The sequence below is a fragment of the Nocardia aurantiaca genome (assembly GCF_009708175.1).
GTDB lineage: Bacteria > Actinomycetota > Actinomycetes > Mycobacteriales > Mycobacteriaceae > Nocardia > Nocardia aurantiaca.
This window is the reverse complement of sequence record NZ_WMBB01000014.1, coordinates 56551-79956: the sequence shown is the minus strand read 5'-3', so window position 1 is coordinate 79956 and position 23406 is coordinate 56551. Positions and strand designations below refer to the sequence as shown.

The window sequence follows — 23406 nt, the reverse complement described above, 5'->3', positions numbered from 1 at the left end:
ACCGGTTTCGTCGGTACGGCTTCGTTACCGCATCGAAGGATCGATCAGCGTTCTGGTCCGCCCGGATTGCACATCGCCGCCACCGTCGCGTCATAGCCCACCGCGGGCCGCCACGGCTCGATGTTCCAGCTGGTCTTGTCCGGTGCGACCGCCCGCGCCCACACCCAGTGACAGCGGAACTGGTCGTACATGCCGGGGGTGTCGGCGTCGGGCGCCAGTGCCAGCACCTCTTGCCAGGCGCGCTCGCCGGCCGCCGGGAATATATCGGTGCGCCCGGCCTGGGTCGGATAGATGCGCAACCGGCGACCGTCGATATCGTCGGTCCATTCGGTGTGATCGATCAACGCCTGATCGGCCAGCGGATCCACGCTCGGCGCCGCCGCGGCGCTCGACAGCGGGCTCAGCGGCGCGGTGGCGGCGGTCGGAAAGGGTTTGGCGGGCGCGGGTGTCGCGGTGGCCGTCACCGGTCCCAGCGAACTCACCACCACCGGTGGCGAATCCTCGGCCGCACCACAACCGGTCAGTACCAGTGCCAGCGCGAGCACGGGCGGGCCACCCGCAAGTTTCCAGCGCCGCCGCATGGGCATACGCCCCTTTCCATCCGATCCCGTCCCGCCCGGATCCGACGCTACCAGCGGCGATTACGCGCACACCGTACTCGCGGGTAGATAGGAACTTCGGCGTTCCGGATCAGCGTGCGCTGGTGCATTGGCCCAGACAGCACCTACGATGTCACGCGCAGGGCGGTTCGTGAAAGAGGGGACCGTCCGGCACCCTTGGTACCGGATGGTTGCTGACTGGCAGGGGAACGATGAACGCCGCAACTGTGAAATTGCTTGTGTGGGAGTGCGACAACACCCTGTGGGACGGGGTGGTGTGCGATTCCACCGCCGGAGCGCTGCGCGCCGAGGCCGCGCGCTCGCTGCGCATCCTCAACGAGCGCGGCGTGATGCACGCTGTCGCCTCCCGCGGCGAATGGGCCTGGACGGTAGAGCGATTGCGCCGACACGGGGTGGCCGAGCGCTTCGCCGCCGTCGAGGTCGGCTGGGGTCGCAAGTCCGCGGCCATCACCCGCATCGCCGAAACCCTGGGCGTGGGCCTGGACCAGGTCGGCTACATCGATGCCGAACCCCTCGAACGCAGCGAGGTCGCACACGCCCTGCCGCAGGTGCGCTGCTACGCCGCCCGCCACGTGGATGTGCTTGCAGCGCTGCAGGAATTCCGCGCCCCCGTCGGCGACGTCCCGCCCCCGACCTCCCCGATGGCGCACATCCACGCCCGCTGACCGCACGACCGGCACTGTCGGCGACCATATACCGACCCGCGATCCTCTACAGGGACCCGCAGGGTCCGGCCGCATTCGACGAGTACCCCTGGAACACTCACATTCCGATCGCGCTCGAGATGGCGGGTCCGACGAAGTGGACCATCGGGTGTGGGAAGAGCGCCGGCCCCGCCCCATTACCTGGTCGTCGGCCTCCATGCCGACAGCCGCGCCGATATCGAGTCGGTGCCGCCCGGCCCCGAAGGGCAGGCCGGTCGGCCGATGTCCCCCAACTTCGCCATGGCGGCATCACTTTCGTCCACAGCCATGAGCACGACCTGATCCGACCCCACGCGAACAGGCCCGCCGGTCGTGATCGGCCGGCGGGCCTGTGTCGTACCGTCAGGATCAGGCGGGCGTGGATTCGGTGCCGCTGCCGCGGATCTCGACGATCGGCAGGACCAGCGCGGCCGGGGCGGTCGCGGGAACCATCGGCCGCATCGGTGCGACGGGTGCGATTCGGCTGTAGCCGGCGTCCTGAGAGGGGCGGGTGTCGGCCTCACCCTTGTTGGGCCACAGCGCCGCCGCGCGCTCGGCCTGGGCGGTGATGGTCAGCGACGGGTTCACGCCCAGATTCGCCGAGACCGCCGCGCCGTCGACCACGCTCAGCGTCGGATAGCCGTAAACACGGTGGTAGGGGTCGATGACGCCGTGATCGGCGTCCGCGCCGATCGCCGCGCCGCCCAGGAAATGCGCGGTCAGCGGGATGTTGAACACCTCACCCCAGGAGCCGCCCGCGACACCGCCGATCTTCTCCGCGACCGCGCGGGTGACCTGGTTGCCGACCGGGATCCAGGTCGGATTCGGTTCGCCGTGGCCCTGTTTGGAGGTCAGCTTGCGGCCGAACAGGCCACGCTTGGTATAGGTCGTGATCGAGTTGTCCAGGTGCTGCATGACCAGCGAGATGATGGTCCGCTCGCTCCAGTTCTTCACCGACAGGAACTGCAGCAGCGTCAACGGGTGCAGCAGCACCGTCCACAGGAACCGCAGCCAGCGCGGGATCTTGCCGCCGCCGTCGACCATCAGCGTCTGCAGCAGACCCATCGAGTTGGAGCCCTTGCCGTAGCGGACCGGCTCGATATGGGTGTCGGGGGTCGGGTGGATCGAGGAGGTGATGGCCACGCCGCGGGTGAAGTCCATATCCGGGTTCACGGTGCGAGTGGCCGCGCCCACGATGGACTCGGAATTGGTGCGGGTGAGCACGCCCAGCCGCGACGACAGCCGCGGCAGCACACCCTTGTCGCGCATGGCGAACAGCAGCTGCTGGGTGCCGCGGGTACCGGCGGCCAGGACCACGTGCCGGGCGGTGTAGGTCTTGGGCTGCTTGCGCAGCCACGCGCCCGTGCGTTCGGTCTCCACGTCCCAGGTGCCGTCGGGCAGCGGGCGCACAGTGGTGACCGTGGTCATCGGGATGACCTGCGCGCCACCCTTTTCCGCCAGATACAGGTAGTTCTTGACCAGGGTGTTCTTGGCGTTGTGGCGGCAGCCGGTCATGCACTCGCCGCATTCGATGCAGCCGGTGCGCTCCGGGCCCGCGCCGCCGAAGAACGGGTCGGGAACGGTCTTGCCCGGCTTCCCGAAGAAGACGCCGACCGGGGTCTGCACGAAGGTGTCGCCCACGCCCATGTCCTCGGCGACCTGCTTGAACACCTCGTCGGCCGGGGTCATGTGCGGGTTGGTGACCACGCCCAGCATCTTGCGGGCCTGCTCGTAGTGGGGCATGAGCTCGTCGTGCCAGTCGGTGATGTCGCGCCACTGCGGGTCCTGGAAGAACGGCGCCGGTGGCACGTAGAGGGTATTGGCGTAGTTGAGCGAGCCGCCGCCCACGCCCGCGCCCGCGAGGATCAGTACATTGCGCAACGGATGGATGCGCTGAATGCCGAAGCAGCCCAGCTTCGGCGCCCACAGGAACTTGCGCAGGTCCCAGCTGGTGTCCGGGAGCTGGTCGTCGGTGAAGCGCCGACCGGCCTCGAGCACGCCGACACGGTAGCCCTTCTCGGTCAGGCGCAGTGCGCTCACACTGCCGCCGAATCCGGACCCGACGATGAGCACGTCGAAATCGGTGTCGCGTTGGGTCATGGACTCTCCCTATGTCGTCGTCGACAGTGTGGCGCCGGTTACGCTAACGCGGACAGTTGTGGGTGTCAACGTCCGCCGGTCTCTATGCTGTTCGCGTGGATCGTTACAGCCGTCTGCAGCTGGCCGAACTCAGCGGTGTGGCCGCCCGCACCATCCGCTATTACCACTCGGTCGGCGTGCTGCCCAAGCCCGGCCGGGCCGGCAAGGAGGCGGTCTACAGTCCCGAACACCTGGAACGGCTGCGCGCCATCACCGCCATGCAGGCGCGTGGGCTGCGCCTGGACGCGATCCGCGAGGTGTTCGAGGCGGAGGTGCCCGGAGACGGGGACTGGCGCGAGGTCTTCGATCCGCGTTACAGCGGCGAACCCGACAGCGGCACGATCCTCGACGACGACGCCCTGACCGAATTGTTGGGCGATCGCCGCCCCGAGATCCTCGACGATCTGCGCGCCGCCGGATACCTCGAACCCGTCGGCGAGCGCTGGCGGGTGCCCGAACCGGCCATGCTCACCGGTGCGCTCATCCTCTATGACGTCGGCACCGACATCGCCCTGTCGGGCGTGCTGCGCAAGCTGATCCGCACCCATATCGCCGTCCTGGCCGATGAGATGATCCGCGTCATCCGCGAGGCGTCAGGCGCGGAGTACAGCGGCGAGGGCCTGGACCTGGACCTCGACCGCTTCCGCGACCGGTTCCGGGCCGCGGCCCGCGAGGTCGGCGGGGCCACCCTGGTGGAGGAGATCGAACGCGCGGTGCGCGAACTCGACCGCTGAGCCCCGCCGCGGCGGCGCGTCAGGGTGCCGGGGCGGCGGCCGCGCTCGGGACGGTGACGGGGGAGTCGCAGCTGGCGGGCGGATCCACCAGATGGCAGTCCGATGGTAGGCGCACCGGCTCGTAACCCGACGGGACGCCGCTCGCGGTGATGATCTGACGGTAGGTGTCCACGGCGTCGGTGGGGCGGCGGGTCAGGCTCGGGTCGGTGAGCACATCGACGGTGTAGAGGCCGAAACGTGGTGTGTAGGAACCCCACTCGTAATTGTCGGTGAGGCTCCAGTAGTTGTAGCCGACGATGTTCATACCGTCGGCCTTGGCACGCTGCAACCAGTAGACGGTATCGCGCAGATGATCCGAGCGCGTATACCCGTCGGCGCGCGGCTTGCCGTTCTCGGTGGGCATGCCGTTCTCCACAACCCACAGCGGCTTGCCCGGGAACTGGCGCGAATAGTGTTGCAGCGCATAGTAGATGCCCTCGGGTCGGATGGGCAGATCCCACATCCCGGTCGGCGGCGCGGACGAACCGCCGGGCAGGTTGACGGCATTCGACTCGGGCGGCTCGTAGCCGAAGTAGTAGTCCACGCCGATGAAGTCCAGCTTGTCGCCGATGCGCTCCATCAGTGGCCCGTTGACCTGCGACTCCGCCCCCGCCACATATCCGACATTGCTGGTGACCAGGGCCTTGGGCTGCACCTGGTGGATGTAGTCGTAGATCTCGTTGTGCACCTGGGCGACCCGGTCGAGCATCTCGTCGGCGTCGGTGTCGTTCTGGCGCACCTCGTGCATGATGTAGGCGACCGGCTCGTTCACCGTGACCCATACCGGATTTCGCGCGGCGTAGCGGTCGACCACCGTGCGGGCATTGGCCAGCCAATCCTCCACCATGTCCGGATTGCGCCAGCCGCCGCGATCGGCCTCCCAGCCCGGATACACCCAATGGTCCAGTGTCAGCATGGGTTCCATGCCATTGGCCACGATGTCGTCGATGACCCGGTCGTAGAAGGCGAATCCGTCCTCATCCCACACCCCGGGCTCGGGCTGCAGCCGCGCCCACTCGATGCCGATGCGGAACACCTTCGACCCCAGGCTCGCGGCCAGGGCGATGTCACCGGGGTAGCGGGAGCGGAAATCGATGGCGTTGCCGTAACGGTCCCAGCCGGGATTGGCGTCGATGTAACGCATCCAGTTGCTGTCGGGCGCATGGCCCTCGGACTGGAATCCCGAGGCGGCCACACCCCACAGGAAGTCCGGGCCCAGGCTTCCGCGTGCGCCCGAGGCCGGAGGCGTGGCAGGGGTGGCATGGGCGACGCTCACCACCGGAAGCAAGGCCGCGGCGGTGGCGAGCCCGGCCAGGACGAGGCGGTGCAGACGTCGGCGCATCGGGGCTCCTCCTCCGGGACTGGGTCGGAATGTCCCGAAACGGAGCGTAGCTGCCCATTAGCTGAAATCCGGCGCAGCGGCGGGCGTGTCACGGTCTGCGACAGATCTCCCGGCCTGCCGGTCGGCACCGGGTTTCCCGGACCGGAAAACCGGGTCGAGGTGCTCACCAGCGGCTTCGCCCGCTCGCGCGAATCGGCCGGTGTCGGTCCGGGTCGGCTCGCGCCTGCCGTGCGAGTCGTTCCGGCGTGTGGCCCAAGCGGTTCCAGGAGGAGGAGTCACAGTCCGGTGCAAACAACCAGAGAAGGTGGTAGGTCCAGACCTCGAGATCGGACGGGCTCGGTCTAGCGCGGCAGCGTGACCGGGTCGACGCAGCTGTCGACGGCGTCCACCAGCGAGCAGGTCGCGGGTGGACGGGTCGGAAGGTAGTCGGCGGGCACACCGGCGTCGCGGGTGATGGCGCGATAGGCGTCCACGGCGTCGGTGGGGCGGCGGGTCAGGCTCGGGTCGGTGAGCACATCGACGGTGTAGAGGCCGAAACGTGGTGTGTAGGAACCCCACTCGTCATTGTCGGTGAGGCTCCAGTAGTTGTAGCCGACGATGTTCATACCGTCGGCCTTGGCACGCTGCACCCAGTAGACGGTGTCGCGCAGGTCGTCGACACGGGAGTAACCGTCCGCGCGGGGCGCGCCGTTCTCGGTGGGTAGGCCGTTCTCCACGATGTAGAGCGGCTTGCCGGGGAACCGCTGGGCGAAGTGGCGCAGCGTGTAGTAGATGCCTTCGGCCTGCAACGGCAGCTTCCACAACGCCGAGGAGGCGAAGTTGGCGTACTCGGCGGCCGTGCCCGGGGACAGGCCGTAGTAGTAATCGATGCCGACGAAGTCCAGCCTGGCGGCGATGGCGTCGAGCATGCCGCCGTTGGCGATCGGGTCCGCGGCGGGCACGTAGGCGACATTGCTGGTCACCATGGCGCCGGGCTGGCGGGCGTGGATGTAGTCGTAGATGCTGTTGTGCGCCTGCGCCAGCCGCGCCTGCATGGTCGGCACGTCGGTGGCCGGCAGGCCACCGTTGCGGACCTCGTTCATGATGTAGGCGAAGGGCTCGTTGATGGTCACCCACATCGGGTCCGTGCCCGCGTACCGGTCCACCACCGTGCGCATGGCGGTCAGCCAGTCCTCCACCATGCCCGGATTGGCCCAGCCGCCGCGATCGGCCTCCCAGCCCGGATACACCCAGTGGTCCAGGGTGATCATCGGCCGCATCCCCGCTGTCCGGATCGCCGCGATCACTTTGTCGTAGAACGCGAATCCGTCCTCGTCCCACACCCCGGGCTCGGGTTGCACCCGTGCCCACTCGACACTGAGCCGGTAGGTGTTCACCCCGAGATTTCCGGCCAGCGCGATATCGGAGGCGTAGCGGTCGTAGAAGTCGACGCTATCGCCGTAGCGGTCGTAGTCGGGGTGGGTGCCCACGTAGCGTCGCCAATTGCTGTCGGGCGCATGGCCTTCGTTCTGGAATCCCGCCGCGGCCACGCCCCAGTGGAAGTCCGCGCCCAGGTCGGGCAGGCTTGCCGGAGCGGGCCCCGCGGTGGTCGGGGCGGCGCTTGCCAGCAGGGTGACCGTGGCGAAGGCCACGGCGGCGACGACATGGCGGCGGGTGTACGCGCGCATGGGGCTCCTCATCCGGCGGACAGCGGATTGGGCAGGCGATCAGCATTATCGCCGACGCGCGCCCACGCCGGTCGAGGTTCCATCGAATCAGCCGAACCGGGCGCGTCACCGAATAGCGCGAGGCCAACCCGCCCCCGTCCACCTCCTCCGGCACCACACCACCCACCCCATGAAATCGCGCGTTGCCCCGCAATCGATCCGAATGTGCTGTGGGTGCGTCGGATTCGCGGACCATCGGTGTGACGCGGAAGACGTTGACCTCGCGGTAAGGATTGTGGGCGGGAAGGTCTCGAGGGCGTGCCGAACAGCGGGATCTGGCGAGCGCCCGCCGACACGGCGTCGGCGAGCCGGTCCTCGGCGTAGCGCCGGCGTGCGGTGGTGAGGAGTCGTCGGCGGGCGCGATCAGGGCGGACGCGCAGGGGCTCGATGTCCGGCCCGGCCTCCGTTCTCACGCGCCGGATTCGTCGCACCGGGGGTCCGGACCAGGGCCTCCGCCCGGGCCGTGCGGACCGGGCCCGCCCGGGTGCCCGTGCGGACCGCCGGGGTGGTCGGGGCCGCCGAAGGGCGGGCCCGGAATCTTCGGCATGCCGGGGAATTTCATCCACTCGGGCACCTCCGGCATGGGCGGCATCTCGGGCAGCGGCGGCATTTCCGGCAGGTGTGGCATTTCCGGCAGGGGTGGAATCGGTGGAATCGGGATGCCGGTCGCCGGGCCGCCGCCGAAGCGCTGGAACGCGGCTTGGCGTGAGGTGCCGAAGATTTCGCCGATCTCGGCCCAGGTGCGGCCCTCGTCGCGGGCCTGGCGAACCAGCGAGCGCAGCACGTCGTCGACGACGCCGTCGAGGCTGCGCGCCGCGCGCAGGGCCGCCATCACCGCGGGAGCGGATCTACCGTCGCCAGGGCGCAGCACCTCGGCGACGAATTCGGCATTGGTTGACAACAGTTTTGCCAGAACAGCACGTTCGTCGGCGGTGTCTCTGGGCTGAGGATCGCTCATATGTAAATGCTGCCTTTACGTCAAACCCCTTGTCAAGGAACGATTTACACGCTCGCGGATACTGGTCATTAGCTGAAAGGGGGGCGGTGTGTTTGCCGCCGCTATAACGTGTTCATCAGTGATCAGGAGGTGCAGGGTGAGGACACCGACAACATGACCGATTCCGAGAGATGCGCGGTCGAGTATGAGCTGTTCGAGCTGGTCCGCAAGGCCGGATTCGAGGGGCCGACCTGGAAACTGCTGGCGGACAAGCTGGTTCGCCACGCATTGGCGGTACTGGGGCCGTGGGTGCGCAGCGGCTGGATTTTCTCCGTCGCCGAGCACGAACGCATGCCGCTGCGCCCGACTCCGCAGGAGCGGTTGCTGGTGGAGGCCCGCTTCGCCGAGGACTTCGTGCAGGAGACCATCACCCGCGCGCTGGAACGCTTCCGCCGCAATGCCCGCGACGGCGACGGCTGGAACGCCGACGGCGGTCTGAGCCTCGGCAGCTACTTCATCGGCGCGTGCGTACTGGCCTTCGTCGAGCGCTTCCGCCGCAGCCGACGCACCGGCGACCTCTACCAGTTCCAGGCCGCGTCCTCGGTAACCATCGTGAGCGAGGACGGCCCGGACCAGACGGAGGTTTTGGCCTCCACCGCTGATATCGCCGGTTCGGTGGTGGACCGGCTGGCCTTCCGCAGCCGTCTCGCCGGCCTGAGCGACCGCGACCGCGGCCTGGTGTGGGGCAGGGCCGTGGGCCTGACCGACCGCGAAATCCAGCACCTGTTCGACTTCCCGTCCGTGCAGGCGGTCGAAGTGCGCTGGGCCCGATTGAAAGGCGATCACGGCTGGATGACCGGCCTCGACGGTAAGGAGGTGGCCGAATGAGCCGCGACGACGCCCCCGACCCGGTGGCGCGCGTTGCGGAGCTGCTCGAACGGTCCTCACTGAACGAGCCCGCGCTGCGACGGCTCTACGCCCGTACTCCGCACCGGGCGGCCGAACTCCACGCCACCCGACCCCCGGCGCCCACGGTGCAGTCCGCCTTCTCGACGCGCCTCGACGCGCTCTTCGAGACCGGGAACGCGCCCGGAGCACGCGCGCACACCAACTCCGAGGTGGCCGCCCAGCTCACCGCCTGGGGGCACCCCATCTCCAAGCCCTATCTCAGCCAGTTGCGCTCCGGACTGCGCACCGACCCCTCCCGCGAGACGATCGCCGCCCTGGCCCGCTACTTCCGGGTGCGCCCCGACTATTTCGCCGACGAGACGTACACCGCCGGCCAAGACTTCGACCTGCTCACCCGCCTGCAGTTCTACGGCCTGCGCAAACTGTGCACGCGGGCGTTCGATCTCAGCGAGGAATCCCAGAACCTGCTGACCACCATGGCAAATCGGCTCCGCATCGCCGAGGGACTGCCCGAGGTGGGCACCGGCGGCACCGAGTGAATCCGCACCCGGCCGCGCTGGAGACAGGAAATATGTTGCGATGACGTGGTCCGCGAAAGCGCTGGAGCACATGCTCTCCGACTTCTTCACCGGCATCGCGGCCGCTTCGGTCCCGGCATTCGTGCGGCCCGGCCGCCGAGCCTGATGATCTGCCGTACCGGAGAGGCTGAGAACCGGTGCAGTCAGGACAGGGGAACCCATTCGACATCATCCACCTAGAGGTTTTGGCCTCCTTTCCCAATGCGGGACTCAGCCGCGAAGATAGGTCGGAGGCGGCGCGAGCACGGGAGCGGGGAAGTTGCTGGCGGGGCAGTGCGAGGCAAGCACAGGGGAAACGCGGCCGGGGTCACGCGCGACGGCAAACCACACTCGTGGTCGGTTGACCAACTGTCGGGGTGTGGACCACGGGTTCGGGCCGACCCGGCGAGCGCGTTCGTCCGCGGCGAGGGTTCGGGCTGCAAGCGCGATGAGATGCGGTGAGCAGCAGAACCTCCGAGTTGCGGTTTGCTCGGAGATACCGAAAGGTTAGGGGAGACAGAGGATTCTGCTATGGTGGCTCCGCCGATTTCAGGATCGGCCGGACGACAAGAGAATTGATGAATCAAGACAACGCCGTGCTGCTTTCCTGGGTTCTCGCCGCCACGCTCGTACTCACCGTGGCCGGGCTGCTGTTTCTGTGGCGGGCCGTTCGCGCCGAACGCAGGCGGATAGCCGCACTGCGCGAGGAGCAGGCCCAACGCGATGTCGCGGTCGAGGACATGATCGTGAACCTGACCGAGAAGGTCGTGCCCGCCATCGGCGCGGCCGTGCGCCGCTCGGACCCGGACAACCCCACCGTGGACCTGCCGGTCGTGCTGGAGCAGTCACGCATCGCGGACCTCGTGTGGCAGTGGACCGCCCGTTGCGGCGAGGAGCTTCAGAAGGTCGCCGCCGAGACCCGCGAGCTGGTCCGCCGCGAGGCCGAGACCGAGACCCAGCTCGCGATAGCGCAGGCCCAATCCGAGCGGGAGACCGCCGTGGCGCAGGCCGAGGAGATGGCCCAGTTGGCCATCTCCCAGGCCGAGGAGGCCGCTCGCGTGGCCATCGCGCAGGCCACGGAGGCCTCGCGCAACGCGGTCGCCGAGGCCGCCGACAGCGCCCGCGCGCAGGTGGAGGACTCCGCGCGTGAGGCCACCTCGGCCGCGGTGCGCGCCTTCGGCGCCTCGGTGGTCAGCTTGGGCGCCGACGTCAGCCAGGTGCTGAGTGCCGCGCTGCGCCAGCATCGCAATGACGAGACCTTCGAAACCCTTACCCGCATCGACCATTCCGTCCAGCAGATGATCCGCCAGGCCCAGTCCTACGTGATCGTCTGTGGTGGGCTGCCCGGTCGCCGCTGGCCGCAGCAGACCCTCACCGACGTGGTGGGCGGCGCCACCGGCCGCGTGCGCGACTACACCCGGGTGCGCGCGACCGAACTGGACCGCCCGGTCGTCAGTCGCGTGGTCGAACCGCTGGTGCACACCATCGCGACCCTGCTCGACAACGCGCTGCGCTACTCGCCGCCGACCTCGTTCGTGGACATCGGTTTCCAGGAGGGCCACCACGGCGTCACGGTGATCATCGACGACGCGGGTGTCCGGATGAACCCGGAACAATTGGAGGAGACCCGCCGTGTGCTCGCGGGCGATCAGGTCGTCGACATCCACGCCCTGGGCCCCACGCCGCGCGTCGGCTTCCCCGGTGTGGCCGCGCTGTCGCGCCGCTACGGGTTCTCCGTCTACATCGACGGCCCCAATATGTACGGCGGCATGCGAGCCATGGTCTTCATCCCCGAGACCCTGCTGGCCGCGCCCGCCCCGACGCCGATGACCGTTGCCGCCCCGACCCCCGTGCCGGCGCCCGCCCGGATTCCGGCACCCGACCCGGAACCCACGGTGGTGTCCATGGATTCGGTGCCTCAAGACCTCACTGCCGGCGGCCTGCCCAAGCGCCGCCGCCGTTCGGCGACGGTGTCCGTCGCGGCACCCGTGCGCCCGGTCGCGGTGGATCCGACATCCGCGCGACCCGATATCGCCGCTGCCTGGTACAGCGGCTCCCAACGCGGTCGAGCGGCCGCGTTCGAGCACTCCGAAGGGATGACATCGTGACCGGTACGCCCGCGACGGCCGTCAGTGACACCAACCGGCTGGCCTGGTTGCTCGACGATCTCGAAGCGCCGGGGGTCCGATTCGCGGTCTTGCTATCCGAGGACGGCCTGCGCATCGCGCACACCGGTGGCGTGAGCATCGACGACGCCGAGCGGTTCGCCGCGGCCGCCTCGGGCCTGCGGGCCCTGGGCAAGGCGCTGGCCGAATTCTGCGGCGGCACCGCCGACAACGCGGTGCGCCAGAACATGACCGAGTACGCCGAGGGGATGATCTTCATCACCGCCGCCGGGGCCGGTGCGCTGCTGGGTGTCTCGACCACCCAGGACGTGGATGTCAGCCTGGTCGCGCACCGCATGAACGAACTGGCCGTGCGGGTCGGGCGGGAGCTCGGCAGTATGTCGCGGACCAGGGCGGACCTGCCGCGCTCATGAGCCGGCCGCGGCGCGATCCCGATCTCGTCCGGGCGTACGTGCGCACCGGCGGCCGATCGCGCCCCACGCGGGCGCTGGATCTGGTCAGTCTGGTTGTCGCGGTGGCCGATGCGGCCCCCGGCGCGTCTGCGGACGCCCGCCGCATACTGCAGCTCGCCCGGCGCGGGGTCCTGACGCTGGCCGAGTTGGCGGCCTATCTGGACCTGCCACCTTCGGTCGTGAAGATCCTGGTGGCGGATCTGCTGGACAGCGGTCATCTGGCCGTCCCGACCCCGGTGGAAGCGCTGCCGGGTAAAGCCCTCTTGGAGGAGGTACTCGATGGACTCCGCGCTCTCTCCGCATGAGCGCGTCGTCGACTATGTGCCGGATACTGTCACCCGCACCGTGAAGTTGCTGGTGGCAGGGAATTTCGGCGTCGGGAAGACCACGTTCGTGGGCAGTGTGTCGGAGATCCGGCCGCTGCGCACCGAGGAGACGATCACCGAGGCCAGCGTCGGCGTCGACGATATGGCCGGCCTGCCGGGCAAGACGACCACCACGGTCGCCATGGACTTCGGCCGCATCACCCTGAATCCCCGCCTGGCCCTGTACCTGTTCGGCACGCCCGGCCAACGCCGCTTCGTGCCCATATGGGAGGATCTGGCTGTCGGCGCACTGGGCGCGCTTGTCCTGGTCGACACGCGACGGCTCGAGAAGGCCGACGAATCGCTGTCCATCCTGGAAGAGCGCGGCGTCCCGTATGCGGTGGCCGTCAATGATTTCGAGGGCGCGCCGAAGTATCCGCTCGACGAGGTCCGCGATGCCCTCGACCTCGATCAGGGCACGCCGCTCATGCGCCTGGACGCCCGCGATCGCAATCCCTGCCTGCAATCGCTCATCACGCTGGTCGAGTATCTGCTGGAGCCGCGCGTCTAGCCGTACTTCGACAGGCACAACATAATTCGTGGTGGAAGACCCGGGCTGACCGACCACGTGACGCTTCTTGCAACGCCATCCATCCGGCGCGGAATCGCTGTACGGTGAGCGATCCCCGCAAGGTGAAGCGAAGGGATTTCGGAATGCCGTTCGCGGGCCGCGAATCGGTCGAGGTCCACCACGTCGACACCGGTGGCCGGGGCCGGTGGTGGTGCGCGGGCATGGCCTGTTCATGGACGAGGAGATGTTCGCGCTCCCGGCAGTTCCGGCGACTCCTCGTCGCAGGCGCTGTTGCAGGCCACCCGCGAGGCACTGGGGCATCGGCCCTCAGGACGAGCTGATCGTGCCCGCCATGTCCTGGGCCGCCGCGGCGACCGCGGTGCTGCGCGTGGGAGCGGTTCCTGTGCTGGTCGATGTCGACCCCGCCACCGGAGGCCTCCCCACAGCGGGGGCGCTCGACCCGTCGGATCTCGGGGGTTGTAGTCTCGCTGGCAGCGATGAGAAGTCTTGTGGGACAGCGGCTCAGGGGGGATTGCGGTGTTCGCATTATCAGGGAAGATCGTCGAGCTGACCGAGCTCTGCCTGGATGACGTCGCCGCGCTGACCGCCGCAGCCGCCGAATCGCGCATCTCCTACACCCACGCCCACGTCCCCCGCGACATCGAGGGCATGCGGCGCTGGGCCGACCAAGCCCTCGCTGCCGCCACCGCCAACCGCCAACTCCCACTGGTGATCCGCTGGTCCGACTCCGGCACAGTCATCGGCACCACCAGCTTCCACCTCGAGCAGTGGCCCTGGCCCCACCGCGCCTCCGCCCCCGAAATCCCCGACGCCGTCGAAATCGGCTCCACCTGGCTGGCATACTCCGCCCAACGCACCGGCGCCAACCGCGAAGCCAAACTCCTGATGCTCGACCACGCCTTCATCACCTGGCGGGTCCACCGAGTCCGCTTCCGCACCGACGTCCGCAACGTCCGCTCCCGCCAGGCAATCGAACGCCTCGGCGCCACCCTCGACGGAATCCTGCGAGCCGACTTCGCCGGCGCCGACGCCACCATCCGCGACTCCGCCTACTACTCCATCCTCGCCCCCGAATGGCCCACCCTCCGCCCCCACCTACTCACCGCGACAACCCGCTGACCGCACCCCTGGACCCATGCCGCCCCTGGTCCTCCCGGGCCCGGCTCCGGCGACAAGCCCCCCGACGGTTGCCGGGCGTCACCTGACCGAGCGTCGGCTGCCATTGCCCCTTTCGGGCATATTCCGGTTGGATCAGAGGGCGGCCAGGCAGGCCCGGGCGATCTCGACATCCTGATCAGCCGTACCGCCGGAGACGCCGACCGCGCCGACGACACGACCCTCGGTGTCGGTGATCGGGAGTCCGCCGCCGAAGGAGATCAGGCCGCCATTGCTCCACTCGATGCCGTAGATCGGGCCGTCGGGGCGGGAAATCTCACCGAGCGCCGCGGTGGGCATGCGAAAAAGGATGGCGGTCTTGGCTTTTCGCTGGGCCAGATCGATGCAGCCGAGTAGAGCGTCCTCTTTCCGGCTGAAGTGCAAGAGGTGTCCGGCCTGATCGACGATGGCGATGTTCATGCGGACATCGAGGGCGGCGGCGGCCTTGTGACCGGCATCGGCGAGCCTTGCCGCGGTGTCCATGGAAAGCGTTGTCATGGCATTCAGCCTCGGCACGACGAGCGGGCGCAACCAGGAGGCGTTGTAGCGGGAGACGCCATTCCTGGGGATGGCACCACCAGGAACCGGACACGCGGCAGTGCCACACTGAAGCGCGTGAGTGAGCTCGGCGAATTCCTGAAGGCCAAGCGGGCGGCCGTTTCTCCCGAGGCGGTCGGTTTGCCCGCCGTGGGGAATCCACGCCGGGTGCCCGGGCTGCGACGCGAGGAGGTAGCATTGCTGGCCTCGGTGAGTGTCGATCACTACACGCGTTTGGAGCAGGGCCGGGTGTCAGCGGCCTCGGAGAATCTGTTGGCGGGGATCGCGCGGGCGCTGCGGCTCACGGCGGCGGAACACGAATATCTGCGCATGCTGGTGCAGACGCGGCCCCGGCGCGGGCGATACGACGAGCCGGAAGTCGGTGCGCCGCTGCGGGATCTGCTCGCGGCACTGACTGCTCCGGCCTTGGTCCTTGGACCGCGCACCGACGTCCTGGCGTGGAATGCCGGCGCGGCCGCGCTGTTCCTGGATTTCGCCGAGATACCCGTGGCTCAGCGGGCATTGGTGCGAATGGTCTTCCTGGAACCACGGATTCGCGGGCTCTTCGTGAACTGGCATCAGGTCGCCGCCGAAGCCGTCGACCGTTTGCGCATGGCCGCCGCTCGCGCGCCCGGCGATCCTCGGCTCACACGATTGGTGGGAGAGTTGTCGGTGCACGATGCCGACTTCCGGCGCTGGTGGGGTGGACACGGGGTGCGCACGCTGGCGGGCGGGCGCAAACATCTGCGGCACCCGGTGGTCGGCGAGCTCGAGTTGGATTGGCAAGTGCTACAAGTGCTCACGGCCCAGGACCAGACCATGCTTGCCTATACCGCGCCCGAGGGGTCTCCGAGCCACGAGGCACTGCGAATCCTGAGCTCCTGGAACGCCGATGCGCCGGTCCTTCGCCCGACACCCGAAGCCGAACACGACGGCATGTAGTACAGATTTGTTCGAATCAGTGATCGAGCTCGCTCGAGCTCTGCCTAGACGAGTTCAACCTCGTCGAACTGGACGGTGAAGGTGTGGCGGCGTTCGCGGAGGACGTTGCCCTCGCGGTGGACCAGGTCCTCGCCGAAATCGATGCGTAGTTCTTCGCGGCGAGGGTCCACTGCGCGCACGACGGCGCAGACTGCGCTGAACGGCCCCTCGGGGAAGTAGACGACGTCGCCCGGCCCATATTCTGTAAAGCCCACGCTGCCACAGTAATCCAAGGCTGTGGATCCCGTGTCGCGGCAGGCCGAGGTCGGTAGGCTGCCCCGGCACGAAGGAGGAGTCGTGTCCGAGTAGCGGGGCACTGGGCCGCAGTCGTCGCGAGATCGCGCATACCTCGGTCGGCCGCGAACAATTGGTCATGTGGCGGTGGACACCCGCGGCGGGATTGCGCCAGATGCGCAAGAGTAGTCCTCAGACCGAACCGGAACGGTATTCGTGCCACTGGTCGACGGCGCTCCGCACTGCCCGCTCATCTTCCTTGGCATGCGCACCGGACGCGCCCGCCGCACCGAGGATCACCCCGTTCTCGGTGATGAGAAGACCACCGGCGTACGGAACGAAGTCGCCGTCGTAGAGATGCTGGATGCTGCTGGTGATCGGTGCGGGCAGTTCGACCGCACCCGACGGTCGCAGCGTCAGCAAGGCGGTGCGCGCCTTGGCCACAGCGATCCGGCTCGTCATCGGCATGCCACCATCGGCGCGCCGCAGGACGATTACCGAGCCGGTGACATCGAGAACGGCCACCGCAAGGGGCGGAAAGCCCTCGTCGGCACCCACGCGCAGCGCGGCCGTCACCAGCCAGTCGGCATCCGCCAGAGCCAAACCGGGTAGACGGGGAGTCTCAGCCATGCCGACACTGTAGTACGGAGCCCGGCACGAGAATCGATGCGGCAGAGACCATCCCGTCCCAACAGCGCGAAATATCAGCGCACGACGTCGAAGACGTTCTTCTGGATTCCGTTCGAGTACACCGCCGACTCGACCAGCTTCAACTTCTGGGCGTCCTTGTCCGAGTCGGAGAACAGCCGCTTGCCCGCGCCCAGCAGCAGCGGGAAGACCAGCAGGTGGTAGCGGTCGATCAGGCCCGCATCCGACAGGCCGCGGTTCAGGGAGGCGCTGCCGTGGATGATGATCGGGCCGCCCTCGGTCTCCTTCAGCGCCGCGACATCGTCGATGGAGCGCAGGATGGTGGTCTCGCCCCAGTTCGACACGAGGTCGGCGTCGGTGAGGGTGGTGGAGACGACGTACTTCGGCATCGCCTTGTAGCCGGCGAAGTCCGCCATATCCGGCCACACCGGGCTGAACGCCTCGTAGCTGATCCGGCCCAGCAGGAGGGCTGTGGACTGCTCCTGCTCACGGCCCTTGATCTCGTAGGCCTCGGGAACGAACTCGACGTCCTTGAAGGTCCAGCCGGAGTTGCGATAGCCGGGCTCGCCGCCCGGGCCCTCCACGACCCCGTCGAGGGAGATGAAGGCGGTGCTGATCAGAGTGCGCATGTCGTGTCCTCGATATCTGTTGTGTGGGTGGATGATTCGACACACTCGGCCGGATCATCCGAGCAGGTCGGTGAGCCACCGCTGCCAGGACTCTTCGGCCCCGGCGGTATCGGGGCCGAAGAGGTGATGGAGCATCAGCGACAGCCCGGTGGGTGCGTGGTGGAAGGTGTAGAGCCCCTCGGCGGTGCGGATCTCGAAGCGTTCCCCGTCGGCCCACGTGACCTCGCCGTCCAGCGGCGGAAGACCGGCCGGCTCGGCATGCACGCGTGTGCCCACGGCAATCGGTGTCGGCAGCGCCAGTGCTCGGGTCAGCCGGGCCCGCACTTCCTGGCCCGATGACCCTGTCGCAACGGCGAATACCGGTGCACCGATCCGGCCCGGAAAGTAGGTCAGGTACTCACGCAAGGTGTTCAGGTGGAACGGCCAGCCGCGGCGCAGGGCATCGTATTCGTCCTGCCAGTCGTCGCCGAGCACTCCGCTGTGGACCACGCGCAGCACGGTGCTGCCGCCCTCCCGTCCCTCGATCAGGTACTCGAAGGCCATGAATCGGCCGTCCTCGTCGGCCTCGGTGCGCGTGGCGAAGCGCTTGCCCTGCTCGTACGCGGTGATCACCGCCTCTTCCCGCCGCCCCCCGGTCTCCATGGCGGCGACGCCGCCCTCACGCGGCTGGATCTCGTTGCGCCCCATGAACCAGGAATCGACTCCCGGTCCCGTCGCGATCGCCTCCCAGACCTGTTCCGGATCGGCGGGCAGCGTGGCCTCCAGCTCGATCTCGAAAGGATGCCCCATGATCAGTGCTCCTGCCCTGCTTCGGATTCGGTGTCGGTGGCCCGATCGGGAATCTGGTGCACGCCGACGATCACCCGATGATTGCGGCCGCCCGGCGCGGATTCGTCGTGGTAGTGGCCGACGAGGGTCGCCACCGCCTGCGCCAGCTCGTCGGCGAACGCCGCACGATCGGCCGCGGAGGCGAACCGCACCTGCGCGTCGATACCGAAGCTCGCGACCCGCCGCTGCGCGCGGGCGGCCCCGGCCAACAGCGTCCCGACCTCCTGCACCAGGCGCGATCCCAGCGCCAGCAGCCACCGCGCCGACAATTGATCGGGCGAGCGCGCCGGATCCGGACTGACGGCACCCATGGCGCTGGGGGAGATCACGTAAGACGCTGCGGTAGCGCGATATATCCGCTCGGTGACATTGCCCTTGCGGCGTTCCTCCACCAGTTCGACCAGCCCGTGCCGCGCCAGCTCCTTGAGGTGGTAGTTGATCTTCTGCCGCGGTAGCCCCAGCCGCCCGGCCAGCTTCGCGGCCGAGCCCGGCTCGGCCAGCGCGGCGAGGATCCGGGACCGGATCGGGTCCAGGGATGCCTCGGCCGCGGCGGGTTCTTCGATCACTGCGACGTCCAGCACGACCCCAGAGTCTCACCGACAAAAAAATTTGTCAAGGAAGTCGAAGTTGTCGGTATCGGCGTGTCGGCGATGCGTCATCGACTGGGCGGGTCCGCGGTATTGACACCGCGCGGTCGCTACGCGCACGCTGCGCCGGTGACGATTCTCTTGGTCATCGTGGTGGGGTTCTTCGCGCTGCTGCTCGGCTGCGCGATCGTCCTCGCCGTCGTCCACCCCGGCTCGCGGCCACGCGGCCGCGACTCGGTCGATGACGTCGGAATCTCCTACGGCACTCCACATTCGGGCATCCCGTCGCGCCATGGTGGCCACCCCGACAGGGGCGACCACCATGGCGCCGGCTTGATCGGCTGAGCGCCGATGGCGACCTCCGAGACATTCGGCGCGGATGCCTACGTCGTACGCGCCGGATTGTGGCCGTTCCGCCATGGGCTGCGCGGCGAGATCATGTTCGCCGTCCACAGCGCGGGCATCTACTTCGGCGCGGCCGCGGCCAGTCCGGCCCAGACCGTGCCCTGGTCGCGAATTTGCGCGGTCGAGTTGTTCACCGAGACGACCTCGTCGCCGCGAAGCCAATCCACCTACCGCTGCATCGGCGTACGCGCGCGGGGCACCACCCAGCCTTCGCATGGCGGCCCCGCCGCACGTCCGATTCCCGAATCGTCTGCCCGCATCCTGCGCGGCGCCGGCCGACCCGACCTGATTCCCGGCGCCGACGGGACCATCCGCTGGGCCTATCGGCGCATGAGCGGCTGGCGAGTATCGCGTGCGCGCTTGTCGGCCGCGGTCGCCCGGCACGCGCCGCAGGTCCCGGTCATCGACGGCCCGTCTTGGCCGCCGGCCCTGACGTGGAGTGAGGCGCTCGCTGCCCGCAAGTCGAGACGCCGACGGTGATCCGCGCCACGCGGTACGCCAGCGTGTCACACTTCGGGCCCGAACGGTGTCTTCATGTCCGACACCACCGAGGGTGAAGGAGCGGACATGGACCGGAAGACCGATGTCGTCGTGATAGGCGGCGGATACGCGGGAGTCATCGCGGCCAACCATCTGCGGATGCGTGACGACGTGTCCATCACGGTGATCAACCCGCGGCCGCATTTCGTGGAGCGAATCCGGTTGCACCAGTTGGTCGCCGGTTCCGGAAACGCCGTCGCCGAGTACGACGCGGTGCTCGGCGAGGGGATTCGGCTTGTCGTCGACGAGGCGACGGCCATTGATGGGATGCGGCGCAGTGTGGCGCTGCAGAGCGGAGGCAGCGTGGCCTACGACTATCTCATCTACGCGGTGGGCAGCCGCAGCGCGGCCCCGACCGTTCCGGGCGCGGCCGAATACGCGTATGACATAGCGGAATTCGAGCACGCCGAGCGGCTGCGCACCGCTCTGGCCGACGCGGATCCGACCGCGCCCGTGACCGTGGTCGGCGGCGGCCCCACCGGCATCGAGACCGCCGCAGAGCTGGCCGAGGCGGGCCGCCCGGTCACCCTGGTGTGCGGTGGTGTCCTCGGCCCGTATCTGCGGTCGGGAGCCCGCCGCTCGGTCGCGCGCCAGCTGGCCAGGCTGGGCGTGCGCGTGATCGACGGCCCCGATGCCAAGGTCGTGACCGTCCACCCGCACAGCGTGGTGCTGGCCGACGGTCGTGAACTGCCCAGCACGATCACGGTGTGGACGGCCGGATTCGGCGTGCCCGACCTGGCCGCCCGCAGCGGCCTCAGCACCGATGCGGCGGGTCGGCTGCTCACCGATGAAACCCTCACCAGCATCGACGATCCCCGTATCGTGGCGGCCGGCGACGCGGCCTCACCTTCGAACCAGCCCTTGCGCATGAGCTGTCAGGCCGCGATCCCGCTGGGCGCGCACGCCGCAGAGACGGTGCTGAGCCGCATCGCCGAAACTGAACCGAGCGTCCTCGACTTCGCCTTCGTGGGTCAGTGCATCAGCCTCGGCCGCAAAGGCGCGGCAGTGCAGCTGGCCCACTTCGACGACACCGCCGGGCGTGCCTACCTCGGCGGCCGGCTCGCGGCCGCTGTCAAGGAGGCCGTCTGCAAGTCCACGGTATGGGGGCTGGCCCGCGAGGCCCGCAAGCCCGGCTCGTACTCAGCGATCAAGGGCGGCAAGCGTCAGCAGCGTGTCGCGGCCGCGGCGGTGACGGCTCCGCAGATGTAGATCTGCGCTCGGTTGCCGCCACGGCGGTCACAGGCCGAGCTTGGTTACGGCATTGTCTTCCAAGGGGTTCGCGGTGCGGATGTAGCCATGTACGGTCCGGGGGTTGGTCCAGCGGCCCTGGCGCATGATCTCGCGGTCGCTGGCCCCGCCCAATGCGGCCTGGGTGGCGAATCCGGCCCGCAGGGAGTGCCCTGAGAAAAGGCTGGGATCGAGGCCGGCGCGGGCGGCGTAGCGCTTGACCAGTTCGGCCACCGCGCGGCCGGACATAGCGGTGTCGGCGATGCTGCCATGGCGCGAAATCGTCGGGAACAGGGGGAGACTCGGGTCGCTGAGCGCGGTGCCCGTGAAGCCGTGGCAGCGATGGATACGGGGATCGGGCGCCGGGGTGTCCTCGAGCCAGGCGCGCAGGTCGGCGGTGGCATGGGCCTCGCACAGCCTGGCCCAGTCGGCGAAGGCGCACACGGGGCAGGTATGGGGGCGCCGGCCACGGGGCAGCGCCACGCGTTGTTCGTTGACGCCGGTCGCGTCGGTCTTGGTGCTGGGCAGCTGGATCAGCAGCAGCGGCTCGCCGGTGGTGTGGTCGGTGGCGACAGTGACGTCGGTGATGCGCAGAGCCGCGATCTCGCTGCGCCGCAAGGCTCCCGCGAATCCGACCAGCAGGAGCAGGCTGTCGCGGCGGCGGGCCGGTTCGGTGGGCCACTCCGCGGCCGGAAGCTCCGCCAGCAGCTGATCGAGGGTGTGCAGCAGCACGGGGCGTTTTCGCTCGGGTCGGCTGCGCCGGGTGCGGCGAATGCCTCGCAGGGTCAACCGCACCACATCGGTGCGGGTAGGGGAGGGCAACCCGTTGGCGGCGTGCACGGCGGCCAGCGCCGCGGCCTTGCGCTCCAAAGTGGCCGCGCTGAAAGCCCATTCGCCGTTCTCGCGCCGCGCGTCCGCCGCGGCGGCCAGGTACACCGCCACATCGAGCGCATCCGCCGGCAAAGCCTGCCGGGATTCGGCCGCGCACCAGGCAGCCCACGCGATCCAGTCGGTCCGGTACGCGCGCAACGTATTCGCCGACTGCGACGCCTCCAGATACCGCCGCAACGATCCGGCCTGCACCTCGTCGAAACGATCCCGCACCAGCCGCAGCGCCGCCGCGTCGACCAGCACACTGCGCACCCCGCGCCGCAATTCGCCGCGCACCTCGTCGGGCACCGCGATCACCGCGGTCTGTTGCCCCGGCGACCGCTCGCTGACCTCCCTGGGATCTGGCATGCCTTCGACCCTAGATTGATCATGTGCTTCCCTTGCAGCAGACCCCGATTCACGTGTCCGACACCATCCTCGACGACCTCCGGCAGCGGCTCGCCCTGACCCGCTGGTTCGATGACGACGGCAATGCCGACGGCCGCTACGGCGTTCGCACCGCGTATCTGCGCGAGCTGGTCGACCACTGGCGCACCGACTTCAATTGGCGCGCAAAGGAAAAGGCCATGAACGCCTATGAGCACTACCGCGTCGAGGTGGACGGCGTCCCCATCCACTTCCTGCACAAACCCGGTGTGGGCGACAATCCGATCCCGCTCGTGCTCACACACGGCTGGCCCTGGACCTTCTGGCACTGGTCCAAGGTCATCGACCCGCTCGCCGACCCTGCGGCGCACGGCGGCGACCCGGCCGACGCCTTCGACGTCATCGTGCCCTCGCTGCCGGGTTTCGGGTTCTCCACACCGATTCCGACACGCCCGGACCTGAACTTCTGGAAGATCGCGGACCTCTGGCACACGCTCATGACCGACGTTCTGGGGCACCGAACATACGCCGCGGCCGGATGCGACGTCGGCGCGCTGGTCACCGGCCAGCTCGGGCACAAATACGCCGATGCCCTGTACGGCATCCACATCGGCTCCGGCCAGCGACTGGACCTGTTCAATGGCGATCGCGCCTGGGATGTCACCGGCGGCCGCCCGATTCCGGCGGGCCTATCCGATGACGTGTACGCGCGAATCATCGAGCTGGAGAGGCGATTCGCCGTCCACCTGGCCGCCCAGATGCTCGCGCCCGCCACCCTGGCACACGGTTTGTCGGATTCACCCGTCGGCATGCTGGCCTGGATCCTGGAGCGTTGGATGCGCTGGAGCGACCACCGCGGCGGCGACATCGAAAACGTCTTCAGCAAGGACGATCTGCTCACCCACGCCACCATCTACTGGGCCACCAACTCCATCGGCAGCTCGATGCGCATCTACGCCAACCACAACCGCTACCCGTGGACCCCGTCCCACGACCGCTGGCCAGTCATCGAGGCCCCCACCGGCCTCACCTTCGTCGCCCACGAGAATCCGCCCGGCGTCACCACCGCCCAACGCGCGCGACAGTTCCGCGACAGCGACCGCGGCCAGTGGTACAACCACGTCAATGTGACCGCCCACGATTTCGGCGGCCACTTCATCCCTTGGGAGATCCCGGTCGAATGGACCGATGATCTCCGCCGGACCTTTCGAGGCCGACGGTAGCGATTTGCCGCGCT

27 protein-coding genes are annotated in these 23406 nt (G+C 68.6%); 15 read left to right on the top strand and 12 right to left on the bottom strand.

Going from position 1 to position 23406, the window contains the following annotated elements; genetic code table 11:
* Window positions 1-44 precede the first annotated feature (44 nt).
* Window positions 45-587, bottom strand: a complete 543-nt coding sequence (locus GLP40_RS26785) for a DUF2599 domain-containing protein (RefSeq protein WP_230329978.1) — start codon at window positions 585-587, stop codon at window positions 45-47.
* Window positions 588-826: 239 nt separating this feature from the next.
* Here GLP40_RS26785 and GLP40_RS26780 point away from each other — a divergent pair, with 239 nt between their 5' ends.
* Entirely contained in the window at window positions 827-1285 is a 459-nt protein-coding gene (locus GLP40_RS26780) for a hypothetical protein (RefSeq protein WP_328290700.1), read from the top strand.
* 387 nt (window positions 1286-1672) lie between these two features.
* Here the strand turns inward: GLP40_RS26780 and GLP40_RS26775 are convergent, their stop codons facing one another.
* A complete protein-coding gene (locus GLP40_RS26775; protein ID WP_154790784.1) occupies window positions 1673-3403 on the bottom strand; it encodes a GMC oxidoreductase in 1731 nt (576 codons plus the stop codon).
* Window positions 3404-3498: 95 nt separating this feature from the next.
* Between GLP40_RS26775 and GLP40_RS26770 the strand changes: the two genes are divergently transcribed.
* Complete coding sequence (locus GLP40_RS26770) at window positions 3499-4176, top strand: MerR family transcriptional regulator (RefSeq protein WP_328290699.1); 678 nt, start codon at window positions 3499-3501, stop codon at window positions 4174-4176.
* Window positions 4177-4195: 19 nt separating this feature from the next.
* On the opposite strand, the gene GLP40_RS26765 is transcribed toward GLP40_RS26770, so the two are convergent.
* The 3 genes from GLP40_RS26765 to GLP40_RS33385 all read right to left on the bottom strand — a co-directional run bounded on the left by GLP40_RS26765 (window position 4196) and on the right by GLP40_RS33385 (window position 8221).
* Entirely contained in the window at window positions 4196-5557 is a 1362-nt protein-coding gene (locus GLP40_RS26765) for a family 1 glycosylhydrolase (RefSeq protein ID WP_154790782.1), read from the bottom strand.
* A 341-nt stretch (window positions 5558-5898) separates the two neighbouring features.
* Window positions 5899-7224, bottom strand: a complete 1326-nt coding sequence (locus GLP40_RS26760; RefSeq protein ID WP_154790781.1) for a family 1 glycosylhydrolase — start codon at window positions 7222-7224, stop codon at window positions 5899-5901.
* Between the two features lie 448 nt (window positions 7225-7672).
* Window positions 7673-8221, bottom strand: coding sequence for a hypothetical protein (locus tag GLP40_RS33385; protein WP_196054810.1), 549 nt, complete (start codon window positions 8219-8221; stop codon window positions 7673-7675).
* A 153-nt stretch (window positions 8222-8374) separates the two neighbouring features.
* Between GLP40_RS33385 and GLP40_RS26750 the strand changes: the two genes are divergently transcribed.
* The 8 genes from GLP40_RS26750 to GLP40_RS26715 all read left to right on the top strand — a co-directional run bounded on the left by GLP40_RS26750 (window position 8375) and on the right by GLP40_RS26715 (window position 14260).
* Window positions 8375-9088 carry an RNA polymerase sigma factor gene (locus tag GLP40_RS26750; RefSeq protein ID WP_154790780.1) on the top strand — a complete coding sequence of 238 codons (714 nt, stop codon included), beginning with the start codon at window positions 8375-8377 and terminating at the stop codon, window positions 9086-9088.
* Window positions 9089-9234: 146 nt separating this feature from the next.
* On the top strand, window positions 9235-9648 hold the full coding sequence (locus GLP40_RS26745) for a helix-turn-helix domain-containing protein (protein WP_328290725.1): 414 nt from the start codon (window positions 9235-9237) through the stop codon (window positions 9646-9648).
* 596 nt (window positions 9649-10244) lie between these two features.
* Complete coding sequence (locus GLP40_RS33380; RefSeq protein WP_196054809.1) at window positions 10245-11774, top strand: sensor histidine kinase; 1530 nt, start codon at window positions 10245-10247, stop codon at window positions 11772-11774.
* The gene (locus tag GLP40_RS26735; protein WP_328290698.1) at window positions 11771-12205 is read left to right on the top strand and encodes a roadblock/LC7 domain-containing protein; all 435 of its coding nucleotides are present in this window, start codon (window positions 11771-11773) and stop codon (window positions 12203-12205) included. The genes GLP40_RS33380 and GLP40_RS26735 overlap by 4 nt, the downstream gene beginning before the upstream one ends.
* The gene (locus GLP40_RS26730; RefSeq protein WP_154790777.1) at window positions 12202-12549 is read left to right on the top strand and encodes a DUF742 domain-containing protein; all 348 of its coding nucleotides are present in this window, start codon (window positions 12202-12204) and stop codon (window positions 12547-12549) included. Before GLP40_RS26735 ends, GLP40_RS26730 begins: the two co-directional genes overlap by 4 nt.
* Window positions 12524-13120: a GTP-binding protein gene (locus tag GLP40_RS26725; protein WP_154790776.1), complete on the top strand. Its 597-nt coding sequence runs from the start codon at window positions 12524-12526 to the stop codon at window positions 13118-13120. The genes GLP40_RS26730 and GLP40_RS26725 overlap by 26 nt, the downstream gene beginning before the upstream one ends.
* A 232-nt stretch (window positions 13121-13352) precedes the next feature.
* A complete protein-coding gene (locus tag GLP40_RS34600; RefSeq protein ID WP_154790775.1) occupies window positions 13353-13691 on the top strand; it encodes a DegT/DnrJ/EryC1/StrS family aminotransferase in 339 nt (112 codons plus the stop codon).
* Window positions 13658-14260 (top strand): GNAT family N-acetyltransferase, encoded by a 603-nt coding sequence (locus GLP40_RS26715; protein ID WP_328290697.1) that lies wholly within the window; start codon window positions 13658-13660, stop codon window positions 14258-14260. Before GLP40_RS34600 ends, GLP40_RS26715 begins: the two co-directional genes overlap by 34 nt.
* A gap of 132 nt (window positions 14261-14392) precedes the next feature.
* On the opposite strand, the gene GLP40_RS26710 is transcribed toward GLP40_RS26715, so the two are convergent.
* Window positions 14393-14794, bottom strand: coding sequence for a GlcG/HbpS family heme-binding protein (locus GLP40_RS26710; RefSeq protein WP_154790774.1), 402 nt, complete (start codon window positions 14792-14794; stop codon window positions 14393-14395).
* Window positions 14795-14911: 117 nt separating this feature from the next.
* Between GLP40_RS26710 and GLP40_RS26705 the strand changes: the two genes are divergently transcribed.
* A complete protein-coding gene (locus GLP40_RS26705) occupies window positions 14912-15775 on the top strand; it encodes a helix-turn-helix domain-containing protein (protein WP_328290696.1) in 864 nt (287 codons plus the stop codon).
* Between the two features lie 44 nt (window positions 15776-15819).
* Here GLP40_RS26705 and GLP40_RS26700 read toward each other — a convergent pair whose 3' ends face one another.
* The 5 genes from GLP40_RS26700 to GLP40_RS26680 all read right to left on the bottom strand — a co-directional run bounded on the left by GLP40_RS26700 (window position 15820) and on the right by GLP40_RS26680 (window position 18734).
* Complete coding sequence (locus tag GLP40_RS26700) at window positions 15820-16029, bottom strand: hypothetical protein (protein WP_328290695.1); 210 nt, start codon at window positions 16027-16029, stop codon at window positions 15820-15822.
* Window positions 16030-16240: 211 nt separating this feature from the next.
* Window positions 16241-16678: a GlcG/HbpS family heme-binding protein gene (locus tag GLP40_RS26695; RefSeq protein WP_196054808.1), complete on the bottom strand. Its 438-nt coding sequence runs from the start codon at window positions 16676-16678 to the stop codon at window positions 16241-16243.
* A 74-nt stretch (window positions 16679-16752) separates the two neighbouring features.
* Entirely contained in the window at window positions 16753-17325 is a 573-nt protein-coding gene (locus GLP40_RS26690; protein WP_154790772.1) for a dihydrofolate reductase family protein, read from the bottom strand.
* A 54-nt stretch (window positions 17326-17379) separates the two neighbouring features.
* Entirely contained in the window at window positions 17380-18114 is a 735-nt protein-coding gene (locus tag GLP40_RS26685) for an SRPBCC family protein (protein WP_154790771.1), read from the bottom strand.
* A 2-nt stretch (window positions 18115-18116) separates the two neighbouring features.
* Entirely contained in the window at window positions 18117-18734 is a 618-nt protein-coding gene (locus GLP40_RS26680; protein WP_328290694.1) for an ArsR/SmtB family transcription factor, read from the bottom strand.
* Between the two features lie 135 nt (window positions 18735-18869).
* On the opposite strand from GLP40_RS26680, the gene GLP40_RS26675 reads away from it, so the two are divergent.
* From GLP40_RS26675 to GLP40_RS26665, 3 genes are all read left to right on the top strand, one after another.
* A complete protein-coding gene (locus tag GLP40_RS26675) occupies window positions 18870-19085 on the top strand; it encodes a hypothetical protein (protein WP_154790770.1) in 216 nt (71 codons plus the stop codon).
* 6 nt (window positions 19086-19091) lie between these two features.
* Window positions 19092-19625, top strand: a complete 534-nt coding sequence (locus GLP40_RS26670) for a hypothetical protein (protein WP_154790769.1) — start codon at window positions 19092-19094, stop codon at window positions 19623-19625.
* Between the two features lie 87 nt (window positions 19626-19712).
* A complete protein-coding gene (locus tag GLP40_RS26665) occupies window positions 19713-20894 on the top strand; it encodes an NAD(P)/FAD-dependent oxidoreductase (RefSeq protein ID WP_154790768.1) in 1182 nt (393 codons plus the stop codon).
* Window positions 20895-20921: 27 nt separating this feature from the next.
* Here GLP40_RS26665 and GLP40_RS26660 read toward each other — a convergent pair whose 3' ends face one another.
* Window positions 20922-22151, bottom strand: a complete 1230-nt coding sequence (locus tag GLP40_RS26660) for a site-specific integrase (protein ID WP_154790767.1) — start codon at window positions 22149-22151, stop codon at window positions 20922-20924.
* A gap of 23 nt (window positions 22152-22174) precedes the next feature.
* On the opposite strand from GLP40_RS26660, the gene GLP40_RS26655 reads away from it, so the two are divergent.
* Window positions 22175-23392 (top strand): epoxide hydrolase family protein, encoded by a 1218-nt coding sequence (locus tag GLP40_RS26655; protein WP_328290693.1) that lies wholly within the window; start codon window positions 22175-22177, stop codon window positions 23390-23392.
* The last annotated feature ends 14 nt before the right edge of the window (window positions 23393-23406 follow it).

Coding starts and splice junctions, on each gene's coding strand:
- GLP40_RS26695 (WP_196054808.1), bottom strand. CDS start 16,678: ATGGCTGAGACTCCCCGTCTACCCGGTTTGGCTCTGGCGGATGCCGAC.
- GLP40_RS26660 (WP_154790767.1), bottom strand. CDS start 22,151: ATGCCAGATCCCAGGGAGGTCAGCGAGCGGTCGCCGGGGCAACAGACC.
- GLP40_RS26760 (WP_154790781.1), bottom strand. CDS start 7,224: ATGCGCGCGTACACCCGCCGCCATGTCGTCGCCGCCGTGGCCTTCGCC.
- GLP40_RS26710 (WP_154790774.1), bottom strand. CDS start 14,794: ATGACAACGCTTTCCATGGACACCGCGGCAAGGCTCGCCGATGCCGGT.
- GLP40_RS33385 (WP_196054810.1), bottom strand. CDS start 8,221: ATGAGCGATCCTCAGCCCAGAGACACCGCCGACGAACGTGCTGTTCTG.
- GLP40_RS26775 (WP_154790784.1), bottom strand. CDS start 3,403: ATGACCCAACGCGACACCGATTTCGACGTGCTCATCGTCGGGTCCGGA.
- GLP40_RS26750 (WP_154790780.1), top strand. CDS start 8,375: ATGACCGATTCCGAGAGATGCGCGGTCGAGTATGAGCTGTTCGAGCTG.
- GLP40_RS26665 (WP_154790768.1), top strand. CDS start 19,713: ATGGACCGGAAGACCGATGTCGTCGTGATAGGCGGCGGATACGCGGGA.
- GLP40_RS26730 (WP_154790777.1), top strand. CDS start 12,202: ATGAGCCGGCCGCGGCGCGATCCCGATCTCGTCCGGGCGTACGTGCGC.
- GLP40_RS26670 (WP_154790769.1), top strand. CDS start 19,092: ATGGCGACCTCCGAGACATTCGGCGCGGATGCCTACGTCGTACGCGCC.
- GLP40_RS26785 (WP_230329978.1), bottom strand. CDS start 587: ATGCCCATGCGGCGGCGCTGGAAACTTGCGGGTGGCCCGCCCGTGCTC.
- GLP40_RS26765 (WP_154790782.1), bottom strand. CDS start 5,557: ATGCGCCGACGTCTGCACCGCCTCGTCCTGGCCGGGCTCGCCACCGCC.
- GLP40_RS34600 (WP_154790775.1), top strand. CDS start 13,353: ATGGACGAGGAGATGTTCGCGCTCCCGGCAGTTCCGGCGACTCCTCGT.
- GLP40_RS26690 (WP_154790772.1), bottom strand. CDS start 17,325: ATGCGCACTCTGATCAGCACCGCCTTCATCTCCCTCGACGGGGTCGTG.
- GLP40_RS26685 (WP_154790771.1), bottom strand. CDS start 18,114: ATGGGGCATCCTTTCGAGATCGAGCTGGAGGCCACGCTGCCCGCCGAT.
- GLP40_RS33380 (WP_196054809.1), top strand. CDS start 10,245: ATGAATCAAGACAACGCCGTGCTGCTTTCCTGGGTTCTCGCCGCCACG.
- GLP40_RS26725 (WP_154790776.1), top strand. CDS start 12,524: ATGGACTCCGCGCTCTCTCCGCATGAGCGCGTCGTCGACTATGTGCCG.